We start from the raw sequence: 13,495 nt of genomic DNA, 5'->3' as shown, positions 1-13,495 counted from the left end.
CCGGAGGACGTGCTGGAGGCGGTGGTCCGGGCGCTTCCGGACGATCCGCGGGAGTACCGCGTCGTGTTCGGCCGCACGCCGCGCCAGGGCGCCCCGGCCGCCGGCTGGCGCAGCGCCTCGGCCGCACCGCGGTCGTCGCCGACGGCGTCCCCCTCCCCACCTCGGGCGGGGGGCTGTTCATCGGCGCCGACCGGGGGGCCGGCTGGATGCGCTGCGAGCCGGGGGCCGCACCGGCACCCCACCCGGGCCGCCGACCGCACCACCCGCCGCCCCGCCGCCCCGCCTGCCCGCCCCCGCCTGCCCGCCCCGGGCGTCCGCACCGGACGTCAGGCGGTGCGCACGGTCACGCGGCACCGGAGAGGAAGGGTGTGCGGAGGGGTGCATGAAGGGTTCCCCATGAGAGCGGAACGCGCGGCGGAGCCGCCGGGTCGTCAAGGGGCCGCGGCCCGTTCACCCGGCGGAGCCCTCCCCCGCGGAGTCAGGGAGCCGTCACCGCCGGGTGCGGGGAGGACCTCAGGCGGCGGCCTTCATGAGGTCCGCGGCCCTCTCGGCGACCATGATGGTGGGCGCGTTGGTGTTCCCCCCGGGGATGGCGGGGAACACGGAGGCGTCCACGACCCGCAGCCCGGCCACCCCGAGGACCCGCAGGTCGGAGTCGACGACGGAGCCGATGGCGCAGGTCGACGTCGGGTGGAAGAGCGTCATCCCGGCCCTGCGGGCCCAGGCGAGGATGTCCTCGTCGGACGAGGAGGCGGGGACGTCGAACGGTCCGGTGACGACCGCCTGCACCGCCTTCTGGGCCGCGATGTCCAGAGCGATGCGGACACCGGCGACCATCGCCTCCTGGTCCTGACGCGTGGTCAGGTAACGGTGCGTGATCCGCGGTGCGGCGTCCGGGCGCAGCGACCGCAGCGTGACCTCGCCCCGGCTGGTGGGGTGCAGGACGCAGGGGCCGAAGGCCATCCCGTGCTCGGAGATCGCGCCCAGCGCCTCCTGGTGGAACAGGACCGGCGACATGAGCAGCTGCACGTCGGGGGCCTCCAGGCCGGGACGCGTGGCCATGAACCCGCCCGCCTCGCCGACGTTGGAGGTGAGCGGTCCGCGCGCCTCGTTCTGGAAGAGGGCCAGGTTCTCCGCGCTGGCCGCCGTCATCAGCGTCTCGACGTCGGTGCGGTAGTTCAGCGGTGCGAAGAAGTGGTCCTCGAGGCCCTGTCCCACCGGGAGGTCGGCGGCCACCTCGACGCCGAGGGGTCCGAGCGAGGCCGCGGGGCCGATGCCGGAGAGCATCAGCAGCTTCGGGGACTCGTAGGCCCCGGCGGAGAGGACCACCTCCCGCTCGGCGCGGACCACCTCGACGGCCCCGTCCGCATAGGCCACCTCCACGCCGACGGCGCGTCCCTTCTCCAGCACCACCCGGTGGGCCGTGGTGCCCGCCAGGACCGTGAGGTTCGGACGGTCCAGGGCACCGCGCAGGTAGGCCACCGCCGCGCTGCAGCGCATCCCGTCCCGCTGTGTGACCTGGAAGGGGCCGACACCGAACTGGGTCTCGCCGTTGAAGTCGTCGTTGCGGGCGTGGCCGGCCTCCACGCCGGCCTCCACGAACGCCTTCGTCAACGGGTGGTCCGACCTGCTGTCGCTGACGGCCAGCGGCCCTCCCGCACCGTGGAAGACGTTCTCGCCCCGCTCGTTGTCCTCGGCGCGCCTGAAGTACGGGAGCACGTCGTCGTAGGACCAGCCCTCGGCGCCGGCCCGGGCCCAGCCGTCGTAGTCGGCCCGGTTCCCCCGCATGTAGATCATGGCGTTCATCGAACTGGATCCGCCGAACACCTTCCCGCGGGGCAGGTACATGCGCCGGCCGTCGAGGCCCGGCTCCGGCTCCGAGTCCAGGTCCCAGTCGAGTGCGGTCTTGAAGAGCTGGCTGAACGCGGCGGGCACGTGGATCTCCTGGGCGGTGTCCGGGCCGCCCGCCTCGATCAGCGCGACGCGCACGCCCGGGTCCTCGGTCAGCCTTGCCGCGAGCACGCATCCCGCTGACCCTGCTCCGACAATGACGTAGTCGAAAGCGCTCATCCTGGTCTCCTCGTGTTGCCGTGACGCGTGGGGTGGTGCAGGTAAAAGCGTCACCGGTGAGGAGCGGACGGGCCATAGGCACCCGGCGGGAAAGCGGTCCATATCCCTGTGCAGCGGCACAATAGCGGTGAAAGTACCCTGGTGGACATGGGAGGACGCCTGCACGACGACGCGGACGGGGGCGCGTGCATCACGTCACTGGTCGACCGTCTGCTGGCCGGGGTGGACGCGCTCGCGGCGGAGCTGACCGCCCAGCTGCTCGACCGGGACCGGCCCTTCCCGAAGGACGCGTCCCCCGACCGGGAGGAACTGCACGGCGCGACGCTCGACAACCTCCGGGCCGTTCTGGGGGCCCTCCGCGGGGAGTTCCCCGTAATCCTGGACGCCCCGCGGAGGGCGGGCCGCGCGAAGGCACGGCAGGGCATCCCCCTGGAGGCCCTGCTCCAGGTCTACCGGCTGACCGGACGCTTCATCTGGGACCGGCTCCTGGACCTCGCCCTCGACGAGGGCCGCTCCGCCGTCCTCCTGCACAAGGCCTCCGAGGTGTGGACGGTGATCGACCAGTGCTCCAGCGCGGCTGCCGAGTCCTACCAGGCGACGGTGCAGGAGCGGGTCGGCCGCGACGTCGCCGCGCGGAGCCTGATGCTGGCGACCCTGCTCGACGGCACCGCCGAGAGCGGCGTCGGCGCCTGGGACATCCTCCGGGCGATGCAGCTCGACCTGGGCGGGCCGTTCCTCGTGGTCCTCTCGGAGGGCGTCGGCGGCGCCGACCCCCTGCCCGGCGTCGAGGACCGGCTGCGCGGCGCCGGCATCGGCTCCGGATGGATCCAGCAGATGGACGCCCAGGTGGGACTGCTCGCGCTGCCGGGCGACCAGGCGGTCACGCCGGCCCACGGGCACCTCGACGCGGCCGCCCGGGGGCGCATCGGCATCAGCCGGCCGTTCACGTCCCCGGCCCAGGCCCCGACCGCGCGCCGGCAGGCGCGGCTCGCGGCCCACTGCATCCCCCCCGGCACCAGCGGGACCCACGTGTACGGCACCTCCCCCGTGGGACTGCTGGCCGCGGCCTCCCCCGACACCGCGGCCGAGGTGGCGCGCACGGTCCTGGGCCCGCTCCTCGGACTGCCGGCCGGGGAGCGGGCGGCCCTGCTGGGCACCCTGGACGCGTGGTTCGCCGAGGGAGGCTCGACCGCCAGGGCCGCCGAGCGCCTGCACTGCCACCGCAACACCGTGCTGTACCGGCTCAACCGCATCGGCGAGCTCACCGGGCGCAGCACGGCGGCAGCGGGGTCCTGTGCCGAGCTGTACATCGCCCTGCACACGATGAGGCTCTCCGGGACGGGGGCCTGAAGCGGACGGCGGGGTCCCGAAGGGGCGTGGGGGACGCCCCGCGCACGGCGCCTGCGCGGGGTCCGGTGCGGACGGCAGCCGGTGTCGGGGACTCCGCGGCCGGGGCGCCGCCGTCGCCGCCCCTCCGGCTCCCGGCCGGCGCGGCCCGCAGGCGCGCACCGGCCGGCCCCTGCCCGGTCCGCAGGGGGGAGGGTGCGGGGTCCGGGCGGCGCCTCAGTGGTTGGCCTGGGCCCGGCCGAGGGCGACGAGCACCTCCTGGGCGTGGGGGGTGCCGGCGATGTCCCCCAGGGAGATCAGGCCCACCGGGCGGCCCTCCCCGTCGACGACGGGGAGGCGGTGCAGGGCGTGGGCGCACATCAGCTCGGCCGCCTCGCACACGGTGGCGTCCGGTCCGACGGTCACCAGGGATCCGGAGGCCGCCTGGTGCGCGGTGGCGCTGCCCGCGATCAGGCCCTCGGCGGTGATGCGGACGGTGATGTCGCGATCGGTGACCACGCCGTGCAGGACACCGTCGGAGGTCACCAGGACGCAGCCGACGTCGGCGTCGCGCATGCAGGCGGCCACGTCGGTGAGCGAGGTGTAGGGCGGAACGGTGACCAGCCGGGTCGTCATCGCATCGCGCACGAGATGCACGGCATGCCTCCTTCGTCGTGTCCGGCGCGCGGCGGCTGCCCGCGCCCGCGCCCGCCCTCCCCGGGCACGCCTCCCCGGTACCCGCGCCCGTACACCGCCGCCCCGGGCCGGACCCGGCAGCGCCCCGTACCGGCGCCGCCCGCCGGAGGGGGAGCGGCCCGGAGAACGGGCCGCAGCGTGCGGCGGAACGTCCGGAGCGGCCTCCCGGCACACCGGACCGGGCGGCCGGGCCCGGCCCCGGACGGGTGCCGCCGCACCGCGCCGGCGGAGTCCCCGGCCGGCGGCGGCCCGTTCAGAAGCCCAGCTCGGTGAGTCCCGGGTGGCCGTCCGGGCGCGGCCCCGACGGCCAGCGGAAGCGCCGTTCCGACTCGCTGATCGGGAGGTCGTTGATGCAGGCCAGCCTGGTCCGCATGAGCCCGTCCCCGTCGAACTCCCAGTTCTCGTTCCCGAACGAGCGGAACCAGTTGCCGGAGTCGTCGTGCGACTCGTAGGCGAAGCGGACCGCGATCCGGTCCTCCCTGAAGGTCCAGAGCTCCTTGACCAGCCGGTAGTCGAGCTCCCTGCGCCACTTGCGCGTGAGGAAGGCCACGATCTCGTCCCTGCCGTGGACGAACTCGGCGCGGTTGCGCCAGCGGCTGTCGGGCGTGTAGGCCAGGGAGACCTTTTCGGGGTCCCTGGAGTTCCAGGCGTCCTCGGCACGCCGCACCTTCTCGACGGCGCTCTCGTACGTGAAGGGCGGGACGGGGGGTCTGGCCGGCATGGGGATCTCCTTCGTGACGGCCCTGCGGCAGCGCCGGCCTCCTGGAGGCGGTGACCGGCGTGCGGACCGGGACGCCCGGGGCCGCGACCGCCCTCCGCAGGCCGACGGAACAGTGGGAGGCCTCACGTACCGGCCGGACGCCCTTCTCACCATAGGCTCGGCCCCCCGAGGGCGCGACCGCCGGGACGGAGGCGGGCCGGCCCCCGCCGGGGACGGGGCCGTCGGCTGCGGCGGTGTCTCTCCCCGCCGCCGCCTCCGCAGGGCTGCGGTACGGCCGGGAGTCCGTCCTCCCGCCCGTGGCGCGGGTGCGGTTCAGCCGAGGCGGACGGAGGCGGCGGTGTTGTCGAAGCCGACCGAGGACAGGTCGGCGACGTCCCCGGAGACCACCACGGACCGGCCGGTGCAGTCCGGCTGCGACCACAGCTTCAGGGTCCCGGAGGCCGACAGCGAGGAGGCCACCCCGGGACGCGTGAGGTTCGCGCACCCCTGGCCGGCCACCCCCTGGGAGGGCCCGCTGTCGCTGAAACGGGGGTCGTCGAACAGGGTCGCGCTGGTCGCGGGGGCGCTCTGGCCGGCGTCACCGCCCGCCTGGGCGGACGTGCCCTGACCGGTCGCCGCCTGGCCCGCAGCCCCCGGGCCGCCCGTGCCGCCACCCGCCTTGCCGCCGTCGGGCGTGACACCGAACCAGGTGCCGCCCACCCCCTGGCCGAACGTGTCACCGGGCCTGCCGTCCTTGGCGAACCGGTAGACCGGCCAGCCGCCGACGGTGACCTGCAGGGCCCCGTCGGCGCGTCGGACCACCCCGACCCGGGAGCCGTCGACGCCGTCGAGGAAGACCCTGCCGCCGGGGCGCACGGTGACCGGCGGCCAGGTGACCGCGCAGGCGTCGTTGCAGTTCGACCGCGAGGGGGTGGCGGTGTCCTTGTCGAACCGGTACAGCGTCAGCCCCGCGCCGTTGACCACCACGGGGTCGAGGGCGCCCGCGCTGCCCGCGGTCAGCTGCACCCAGTTCCGCGCCTTCTGCAGGGCCGCGCCGGTCGCGACGCCCCCGCCGGGCAGCGCCCAGTCGCCCGTCCCCGCGGGGGCGCTGTTGGACTGCGCGCTGCCCTGCAGCAGCGCCGCCGCACCGTCCTGGGCCCCGCCCGCACCGGCCGGGGCGGGGGCGGCGGCGGACACGGCGGCGGACGCGGCCGGAGCCGCCGGGGCGGCGGTGGAGCTGCAGGCCGACAGTGCTGCCGTGCCGACGGTCACGAGGACGGCGAGAGGCATGGCGTACGTGCGGAACATCGGTTCTCCCGAGCTGGGCGGGACCCGGGGAGTCCGGGCCCGTTCGCCCTGCACACGGGCCACGGCCTCGACCGGTTCAGCCCCGGGCCGGGGAGCGCGGCGGATGCCGCACGCCCCGGCCGACGGGGAAATCCCGCCGCTTGACATGCTGACATTCAATGCACATATTGTCAGCATGTCGAACACGGAAGAGGGCGGCTGCGCCCCGGACATCCCGGAGGCGGCCACGGCCGCGCCACCCGGCACAGAGACGGAGGGCGCCGGCGGGCGGCACCGCGCGGGAGAGCGACGGGGCCGCAGTCCGCGACCGCCGCGACCCGGCGGAGCAGCCGCGGCAGGCCCCCTGGCGGCCACCGGCGCTCCCCCGGGCGCCCGCCGCCCCCGCACCGCCCCCGGGCACCCGCGGCAGGGAGGACCCGCATGACCTCCCCCGCATGGCCTCCCGGTCTCGACCCGGGGAGCGCGGCCGTCTTCGCCCACAACGAGCTGACCACCTGCCTGCCCGCCGAGCGCCTGTGGCCGGTCCTGCTGCGGGCGGGCGACTGGCCGCGCTGGTACGCCAACGCCCGCCGGGTCAGCCTGCCCGACGGGTGCACAGGCCTCGCCGAGGGCACCGCGTTTCGGTGGACCACGTTCGGACTGCGCGTCTCCAGCACCGTCCGGGAGTTCGTCCCGGCCCGGCTGCTCGCCTGGGACGGCTCCGCGCTCGGCTCGACCGGCTACCACCGCTGGGAGCTGCACCCCGCACCCGGCGGCGGCTGCCGCGTCGTCACCCAGGAGACGCAGCGCGGCCCGGTCGCCCGTCTGGCCGCCCCGCTGATGCGGCGGGGCCTGCTCGTCCAGCACCAGCACTGGCTGGAGGGGCTGGTCCGCACCGCCCAGGAGGAGACGTGACGCCCCGCACCGCCCTGATCTACGGCGCGACCGGATACATGGGCCGCCTGTGCGCCCGCCGGCCGCGTCACCGGCAGGCGGGGACGCGGGCCGCCCCGGGGCGGCGGCCCGGAGCCCCGGGGCGGCCCGGGACGGGTCCGGTCGGCCCGCAGGTGAGGGCTGCCGCCGCACCCGCCTCCCGTCCGCAGACTCCCCGGAGGGCGGACGGGGGCGGGACCGGCGGATCAGTCCTGCAGGGCGCCGAAGAGGAGGTTGAGCCCCTCCGTCATGGTGGGGTGGTTGATGATCATGTCGCGGAGGGCGGTGGAGGGGAGTCCCGCGAGCATGGCGGTCTGGACGGTGGTGACGGCCTCGCCCGCCTCCGGTCCGAGCAGGGACACGCCCAGGATGCGGTCGGTCCCGGCGTCGACGACGGCCTTCCACAGGCCCTCGGTCTCCCGCATGGTGCGGGCCCGGGGGATGGCGGCGACCGGGAGGCTGGCGACGCGCACCTGGTGTCCGGCCTCGCGCGCCTGGGCCTCGGTCAGGCCGACCCGGGCGAGCTCGGGGGTGAGGAAGATCGTGTAGGGGATCAGGCGGTCCCGGGTGCTGCGGGAGCCGCCGGCGAGGTTCTGCTTGAGGATGCGGTAGTCGTCCAGGGAGACGTGGGTGAACTGCGGGCTCCCCGCGACGTCCCCCGCGGCCCAGGTGCCCGGCGCCGTGGTGGCGAGGTGCTCGTCGACGACGACGAACCCGGCACGGTCGGTGCGGACGCCGGCCGCGTCCAGGCCGAGGTCCGCAGTGACGGGCTCGCGCCCGGTGGCGACCAGGACGTCGTCCCCGGTGAGGGAGGTGCCGTCGGAGAGCGCCACGGTGACCTCGCCGCCCGCGTCGCGCCGCACCGAGGCGACCGAGGCCCCGGTGAGGACCCGGATCCCGTCGGCGGCCAGGAACCCGGCCACGGCCCGGGCGATGTCCTCGTCCTCACGCGGCAGGAGCCGCGGTCCGGCCTCCACGAGGGACACCTCGCTGCCGAAGGAGGCGAACATCTGGGCGAACTCCAGCCCGACGACGCCGCCGCCGACGACGACCAGCCGCCGGGGCAGGCGCTCCAGGTCGAGGAGGGAGTTGCTGGTGAGGGCGCCGGCGTCGGCCAGGCCGGGGATGGGGGGGACGAAGGGGCGGGTGCCGGTGTTGACGACGGTCTGCGCGCCGCGCAGCACCCGGGTCCCGCCGCCGTCGAGCGCGACCTCGACCGTGCGGGGGGCGGTGAAGCGCGCCTGCCCCAGCACGAAGTCCATGCCGGAGTCGAGGAACTGCTTGTGGTTGAGGGCCACCATGCCGTCGACCACCCCGGCCTTGTGCCGGAGCAGCGACTCGGCGGACACCTGCGGGGGCGGGGACGCCAGTCCGAGCTCGTCGGCCCGGCGCAGGCGGCGCACGGCGCGGGCACTGGCCACGAGGGCCTTGGTGGGGATGCAGGCGACGTTGATGCAGGTGCCGCCGATCATGCCCCGCTCGACCATGGCGACGCTCCTGCCGCTCCTGGCCCAGTCCATGGCGAGCGTCTTGCCCGCCTTGCCTCCGCCGACGACCAGCAGGTCGAAGTCCTCAGTGCTGCCCGTCATGACCGGCCTCCCTGCACGTCGAGAGCGCCCCGCCCGGACGGGCCGGCGCCGCGGTGCTGCGCGTGTGCGCGTGTGCGCCCCGAGGGGCACCCGCGTGCACTCCTCCACCGCAGTCCGCCTCCCCACGCTAACAGACAGACCAGTCGGTCTGCGCGTCTACCATGGGGGCATGACCGCCACACGAAGCGACCAGCTGCCCGCCGAGCGCCTCCTGCAGGCGGCCACGGACCTGTTCCTGCGCCAGGGGATCCGGGCGGTGGGCATCGACCGCATCCTGTCCGAGGCGGGCGCGGCGCGGGCCAGCCTGTACCAGACCTACGGCTCCAAGGACGCCCTGGTGGTCGCCTACGTCGAGCGCTGCCACGAGCAGGACAGCAAGGCCTACGAGCAGGAGGCGGCGGACACGGACGACCCGCGCGACCGCATCCTGCTCGCCTTCGACCTGGCCGCCCGCGCGGCTCCGGGGAGGGACTTCCGGGGCTGCCTCTACCTCAACGCCGTGACCGAGTTCCCCGACGAGGGCCACCCCGTGCACACCGCGGTGGAGCGGCACCGCGAGTGGCTGGTCCGCACCTGGACGGCCGAGCTGGGCGCCCTGGGCGTGGAGGAGCCCGCCGCCACCGCGAACCGGCTGGCGGTGCTGTACGACGGCGGCCTCGCCGGTTCCAAAATCACCCGCTCGGCGCAGCCGATCCGGGAGGCGCGGCGGATGGCCGCCGACCTGGTGGCACAGGCGCTCCGGGACTGAACCGGCGGGGCCGCCGGAGCGGTCGGCGGCGCGCGCGGAGGCCGGACGGACCGGCGGCGCTCCCGGCCGGGGCGCCGGCCGCCGTGCTCCCCGGCGGGCCCGGTCGGCGTCCCGGTGCCGCAGGCCCCTGCGCCGCCTTCCCGCCGCCCGCTCCCCCCTCCCGGCTTCAGCAGGGCGGCCGCGCCCCCGCCGGGCGGCGTGCAGGACCCCCGGGGAAGGCGGCGGGCCGGGAGGGGGCATCCCGGCACGTGGGGAGATTTGCCCGATATGCCGGAATGGGAAATGCTGGGATCACATCCTCGACCCACCCGGACGCGGTGGCCCTCACGGCAGGGGGAGGCGTGGAAGAGCAGCGCACGATCGCAGACCGAGAGCGGGTCGACGGCGTCCAGGAGCCGGTCGACGTGCGACAGGACCGACTCCTCGCCGAGGCGCTCCGCCGCGTCGTGCGCAGCACCGGCGCCCTGTTCGCCATGGTCTACCGGGCCGGACCCGACGGGACGTGCCTGACGGTGGAGGCCATCGGCGGAACACCGCCCCAGATCTTCACCACGCCGAACTGCATTCCGCGGGACAGCCCGTACGCCTCTGCAGCCGCCTGGCGCACCGGCCGTCCGGTCAGCTCCGGGCTTCCCCTCGTGACGCCGGGCGAGGAGGCCCCGGTGAGCCTCATCCCGCACCCGTACTCCGTCGCCTCGGTGCCGCTGCCCCTGGGGAAGGACTGCTTCGGGGTGCTCAGCGCCGTGTGGATGCCGCCGCGGCCGTCCGAGCTGCCACGGCTGGTGGAACGCCTCACAGGGGCAGGGGAGGCTCTCACGGCCGGCCTGGCGCGGCTGGGCCGGTTCCCGGCCGGGGCCGGGACGAGGACCTCCCCCATGATCGTCCCGGTGCTCGACCCCGGCCCGGGCGTCCGCCCGCAGGCGGCGGGTGCGTCCACGCACCGCTGGGGGCTGCCCGACCTCCCCGGGTCCTCGGCGCTCTCCCAGATGTTCCAGCTCCACCAGCTGTCCGCTGCGCTCAACAGGGCGTCCGGCACCGGCAACGTGGTCCGGACGGCGAACGAGTGGATCACGAAGTCCTTCGGCGCCGACACGCTCGTCGTGACGGTCGCGGCGGCGGGCAGGCTGCGCGTGGTGGGGCACAGCGGCGCGTCCGGCCTCGTGGGCGGCATCCACGGCGCCCCCCTTGACCGGAGGATCCCGGCGTCCGACGTCCAGCGCAGCGGCGAGCCCCTGTTCCTCCCGGACCGCGGCACCCTGCTCGGGTCCTACTCCGAGGACGACGTCGGCGACCTCAGGGCCATGGCGGTACTGCCCGCCACCGGCAGCGGGCAGGTCGTCGGGAGCCTCATGCTGGGCTTCGGCACCGAGCGCGACTTCGGGGCCGAGGAGCGGACCCTGCTGCTCATGATGGCCGAACGCCTGGGCGGCGCACTGGAGCGCGAGCAGCTGAGCGAGACGGAGCACGCCCTGACCGGCGCCCTGCAGAAGAAGCTCCTCCCCCGCATCCTGCCCGAGTGGTCCGAGATGGCCACGACCGCCCGGTACCTGTCCCCGCCGAGCGCCTCGGGGATGGGGGGCGACTGGTACGACGTCATCCCGCTCCCCGGGCGCCAGGTCGGCCTGGTGGTGGGCGACGTGGAGGGCCACCACGCGGACAGCGCGGTGATCATGGGCCAGCTCCGCAGCGGCCTGCACGCGTACGCCACGGAGGGCCACGACCCCGCGGCCGTCCTGGCGCGGTCGAACGCCCTGCTCGCCGAGCTCGACACCGACCTGTACGCCACCTGCTGCCTCGTCCGGATCGACCTCGAGTTCGGCGTCGCCGAGATAGCCCTCGCCGGGCACCCGCCGCCCCTGCTGCGCGGACCCGACGGGTGCGTGGTCCTCCCGGACGCGCCCCCCAACCTGCCGCTCGGCGTGACGCACGGGCACACCTACACCACCGCCGAGGTCCCGGTCCTCCCGGGAACCCTGCTGATGCTCTACACCAACGGCATCGGCTGCGACCCGGTCGCGGACGCCCGCGCCCTGCTGGAGTCGGCGGACGGCGCGCAGCGCTGCTCGCTGGACGGGTTCGCCGACATCGTCGCCGCGGGCACCGCGGGACGCTCCCGGCCCCACGCCGACGACACCGCCCTGCTCTTCGCGCTCTTCGAGGGGAGCCCCCTCGGGCCGGTGCAGCGGGTGGACCGGATGTCCGTGCCCCGCCACGACATCCAGGGCGTCCGGGCGGCACGGCGCTTCGTCCGCGGCTACCTGACGAAGCGGGGCCTCTCCCGGCTCACCGAGGACCTGGAGGTCATCGCGTCCGAGGCCGTCACCAACGCCCTCATCCACGCCGACAGCGAGGTGGAGGTCCGGCTCCGGGAGTACCCCGACCGGATCCACCTGGAGGTCCGCGACACCGACGCCAAGCCGCCGATCCCCACGTCCGTCACCGACTCCGACGAGGCGAACGCCGTCGCCGAGCACGGCAGGGGCATGGGCATCGTGGAGTACCTCTCCACCACCTGGGGCAGCTCCCCCAACGGACGCGGCAAGACGGTCTGGGCCGACCTCGCCAAATGAGCACGACCGGCACACGCCGCGCGGCGCGGCGGCCGGTCCTCCCCCGGCGGGCCCGGGGGACCCGCGAGGGAGCGGCTGTGCGCGGGGGCGCGCGAGCGCGGCACCGAGGGCCGCTCGGCCACGGCCGGCGACGGGCCGCGACACGCCCCGGACAGGCGGCCGGGCGGGCGGCCTCGCGCCGGGTGTCCGGTCCGGGCGGGCGGCCCTCGCCGCGTCCGGGCCGCCGCCCTCCGGCGGGGAGCGCACGGCGGGGCGTTCAGACGGTGATCGTCTTGTACTCGACGTACGTCGCCAGTCCCGTGGCGCCGTACTCGCGGCCGACGCCGCTGGCCTTGAACCCGCCGAAGGGCCCGTCGAAGCCGATCGGGGCGCCGTTGACGGTGACCGTGCCGGTCCGGACGCGCCGGGCGACGGCCAGCGCCCGCTCCTCGAGGCCCAGCTCGATGCAGTCCCGGACCCGCTGCTGCTGGTCCGGCCGCACCATCGGGCCGACGAAGGTGTCCGGATCGGCGGGGTCGCCCACCCGGAGGGACTCCACGAGCTCCTTCAGCGCGGCGACGACCTCCTCGTACCGCGACCGCGGGGCGGGGACCCGGGTCTGCGCGATGCACGACTCGCCGTTGTTGAGCAGGGCGGCGGACTTCAGGCCCGGGACGGCCTTCGCGAGGTCGGCGTCCTCCAGGAGGACGGCCGCCGACTTGCCGCCCAGTTCCAGGCTGACCCGCTTGAGCTGCCCGCCGGCGATCGAGGCGATCCGGCGGCCCGCCCGGGTCGACCCGGTGAAGGAGATCTTGTCGACCCCGGGGTGGGAGACCAGGTGCTCGCTCGTCTCCCGGTCGGCGTGGAGGACGCTGACCACGCCGGCGGGCGGTCCGGCGGCGTCGAGGAGCTCGGCGAGCAGGTTCATGCTGAGGGAGAGTTCTCCGGGGACGTCTTGAGCACGGCCGTGTTGCCCGCGAGCAGCGCCGGGACGAGCTTGGCCGGCGCGGCGGAGAACGGGGAGTTCCACGGGATCACGGCGGCCACCACGCCCACCGGCTCACGGCGCAGCACGCTGCGGAAGGGCAGTGCGGGGTCGGAGGGTTCGAACGTCTCCTCCCAGCCGAACTCCTCGGCGGCCCTGAGGTAGGCCTCGGCCTGCCGGGTCAGCCCCGGCTGCCCGGCCCGGGTGAACCACAGGGCGGAGCCGTTCTCCGCGGAGACGAGCGTCGCGATCTCCTCCGCACGCTGCTCGCGCAGCGCGTTCAGGCGGCGGACGACGGCGATCCGCTCGGCGGGTGCGGTCCGCGGCCACGGGCCCCGGTCGAACGCCGCCCGGGCCGCCGCCACCGCCCGGTCGACGTCCGCGGGGGCGGCCTGCGCGGCACGGCCGATGACGGAGCGGTCGTGCGGGGACCGGATGTCCAGAGTGAGGGCGGGATCGCTCGGCGCGGTCCAGGCGCCGCCGATGAAGAGCCTGTCGTGAATGATCATTTCTTTCTCCGCTCACGATCGCCAAGGCAGCACCTTGCTTCATAAGTGCCACTTCAATGCAGCACTTACTGAACCTTCCGCCACTTGAGAGCAACCCATCCGG

At 75.5% G+C, this 13,495-nt stretch carries 9 protein-coding genes and 1 pseudogene; 4 read left to right on the top strand and 6 right to left on the bottom strand.

The annotated features are described in order from the left end of the window. Positions 1-513 precede the first annotated feature (513 nt). The gene (locus ACFY07_RS24780; RefSeq protein ID WP_390871736.1) at positions 514-2,070 is read right to left on the bottom strand and encodes a GMC family oxidoreductase; all 1,557 of its coding nucleotides are present in this window, start codon (positions 2,068-2,070) and stop codon (positions 514-516) included. A 147-nt stretch (positions 2,071-2,217) separates the two neighbouring features. Between ACFY07_RS24780 and ACFY07_RS24775 the strand changes: the two genes are divergently transcribed. Next, positions 2,218-3,420 carry a PucR family transcriptional regulator gene (locus ACFY07_RS24775; protein WP_390871734.1) on the top strand — a complete coding sequence of 401 codons (1,203 nt, stop codon included), beginning with the start codon at positions 2,218-2,220 and terminating at the stop codon, positions 3,418-3,420. Between the two features lie 213 nt (positions 3,421-3,633). Here ACFY07_RS24775 and ACFY07_RS24770 read toward each other — a convergent pair whose 3' ends face one another. From ACFY07_RS24770 to ACFY07_RS24760, 3 genes are all read right to left on the bottom strand, one after another. Continuing rightward, positions 3,634-4,053: a CBS domain-containing protein gene (locus ACFY07_RS24770; protein ID WP_390871732.1), complete on the bottom strand. Its 420-nt coding sequence runs from the start codon at positions 4,051-4,053 to the stop codon at positions 3,634-3,636. Positions 4,054-4,345: 292 nt separating this feature from the next. Continuing rightward, positions 4,346-4,813 (bottom strand): DUF1348 family protein, encoded by a 468-nt coding sequence (locus tag ACFY07_RS24765; protein WP_390871730.1) that lies wholly within the window; start codon positions 4,811-4,813, stop codon positions 4,346-4,348. A 312-nt stretch (positions 4,814-5,125) separates the two neighbouring features. After that, positions 5,126-6,100, bottom strand: a complete 975-nt coding sequence (locus ACFY07_RS24760) for a hypothetical protein (RefSeq protein ID WP_390871729.1) — start codon at positions 6,098-6,100, stop codon at positions 5,126-5,128. Positions 6,101-6,520: 420 nt separating this feature from the next. Between ACFY07_RS24760 and ACFY07_RS24755 the strand changes: the two genes are divergently transcribed. Further along, complete coding sequence (locus ACFY07_RS24755; protein ID WP_390871727.1) at positions 6,521-6,994, top strand: SRPBCC family protein; 474 nt, start codon at positions 6,521-6,523, stop codon at positions 6,992-6,994. A gap of 224 nt (positions 6,995-7,218) precedes the next feature. Here ACFY07_RS24755 and ACFY07_RS24750 read toward each other — a convergent pair whose 3' ends face one another. Next, positions 7,219-8,601, bottom strand: coding sequence for a dihydrolipoyl dehydrogenase family protein (locus ACFY07_RS24750; protein WP_390871725.1), 1,383 nt, complete (start codon positions 8,599-8,601; stop codon positions 7,219-7,221). Positions 8,602-8,770: 169 nt separating this feature from the next. Between ACFY07_RS24750 and ACFY07_RS24745 the strand changes: the two genes are divergently transcribed. Beyond that, positions 8,771-9,349 carry a TetR/AcrR family transcriptional regulator gene (locus tag ACFY07_RS24745; RefSeq protein WP_390871723.1) on the top strand — a complete coding sequence of 193 codons (579 nt, stop codon included), beginning with the start codon at positions 8,771-8,773 and terminating at the stop codon, positions 9,347-9,349. Between the two features lie 341 nt (positions 9,350-9,690). Further along, positions 9,691-11,919, top strand: coding sequence for a SpoIIE family protein phosphatase (locus ACFY07_RS24740; protein ID WP_390871721.1), 2,229 nt, complete (start codon positions 9,691-9,693; stop codon positions 11,917-11,919). A gap of 256 nt (positions 11,920-12,175) precedes the next feature. On the opposite strand, the pseudogene ACFY07_RS24735 reads toward ACFY07_RS24740, so the two are convergent. Then, positions 12,176-13,392 (bottom strand): annotated as a pseudogene (locus ACFY07_RS24735) (aldehyde dehydrogenase family protein). Between the last annotated feature and the right edge of the window lie 103 nt (positions 13,393-13,495).

It is taken from the genome of Streptomyces sp. NPDC001380 (assembly GCF_042895785.1).
In the GTDB taxonomy this organism is placed as follows: domain Bacteria; phylum Actinomycetota; class Actinomycetes; order Streptomycetales; family Streptomycetaceae; genus Peterkaempfera.
The sequence above is the reverse complement of the archived record's forward strand: the minus strand, read 5'-3'. Positions and strand labels throughout refer to the sequence as shown.

Bases quoted from the DNA above. Each gene is read 5' to 3' on its own strand.
- ACFY07_RS24780 (WP_390871736.1), bottom strand. From the start codon at position 2,070: ATGAGCGCTTTCGACTACGTCATTGTCGGAGCAGGGTCAGCGGGATGC.
- ACFY07_RS24775 (WP_390871734.1), top strand. From the start codon at position 2,218: ATGGGAGGACGCCTGCACGACGACGCGGACGGGGGCGCGTGCATCACG.
- ACFY07_RS24765 (WP_390871730.1), bottom strand. From the start codon at position 4,813: ATGCCGGCCAGACCCCCCGTCCCGCCCTTCACGTACGAGAGCGCCGTC.
- ACFY07_RS24760 (WP_390871729.1), bottom strand. From the start codon at position 6,100: ATGTTCCGCACGTACGCCATGCCTCTCGCCGTCCTCGTGACCGTCGGC.
- ACFY07_RS24755 (WP_390871727.1), top strand. From the start codon at position 6,521: ATGACCTCCCCCGCATGGCCTCCCGGTCTCGACCCGGGGAGCGCGGCC.
- ACFY07_RS24750 (WP_390871725.1), bottom strand. From the start codon at position 8,601: ATGACGGGCAGCACTGAGGACTTCGACCTGCTGGTCGTCGGCGGAGGC.
- ACFY07_RS24745 (WP_390871723.1), top strand. From the start codon at position 8,771: ATGACCGCCACACGAAGCGACCAGCTGCCCGCCGAGCGCCTCCTGCAG.